The sequence below is a fragment of the Maribacter sp. 2-571 genome (assembly GCF_050589625.1).
Lineage (GTDB): Bacteria > Bacteroidota > Bacteroidia > Flavobacteriales > Flavobacteriaceae > Pelagihabitans.
Genome location: NZ_JBNGOP010000091.1, coordinates 1 through 599 on the forward strand (window position 1 = coordinate 1; position 599 = coordinate 599).

Consider the following 599-nt stretch of genomic DNA (forward strand, 5'->3'; position numbering starts at 1 on the left):
AATACCATGGGCATATGGTAGGCGTTCGTACCCCCCTCATAGGACTCTATGAACCACAAACGCTGCTGGGAAAAGGATAAAGGACCGATATTGTTGTTTGAATTAACATTAAGTATTTCTTCTTTCTTACTAAAAAAAGCGTTTACAGAAAAAATATTATTGCTAATAAGAATTGAAATTAACTTCAATTTATTTTTTTGTATTAGACTTTTCGTATCATCATTCTGAAATTTTTTAGGAATTGAAAATTTTAATATATTATTTTCATCAACCCAGGCGGCTCCTTTGTTTAACCTTAATTCGTTTAAAAAGACAAGAATATTTTTCATTTTAATTTTTTATTTAAAATTCCCATTCTACATTTTCAGAGATGTCAATTAACTCTTCTTCCATTTTAGTACTTGACAATAACTGTTTAATGGTCGGGGAGCTGAAGAGATCAAAAACCTTAATTCCTATCGATTGTTCTTTATTGATTTTATGTACCAGTTGCATCGCTAAGATGGAATGACCTCCTATCCGAAAGAAATTATCGGTAATGCCCACTTGTTCCAGCCCCAGTACCGACGCCCATATACCACAGAGGGCCTTTTCCAGTT

The 599-nt window shown here is 33.2% G+C and carries 2 protein-coding genes; both read right to left on the reverse strand.

Annotated features, from left to right (window positions below):
* A partial coding sequence (locus ACRD7P_RS21010; RefSeq protein WP_430909773.1) for a hypothetical protein occupies positions 1-329 on the reverse strand: 329 nt, incomplete at its 3' end.
* Between the two features lie 13 nt (positions 330-342).
* On the reverse strand, positions 343-599 hold a 257-nt coding region (locus tag ACRD7P_RS21015), incomplete at its 5' end, for a phosphopantetheine-binding protein (protein WP_430909774.1).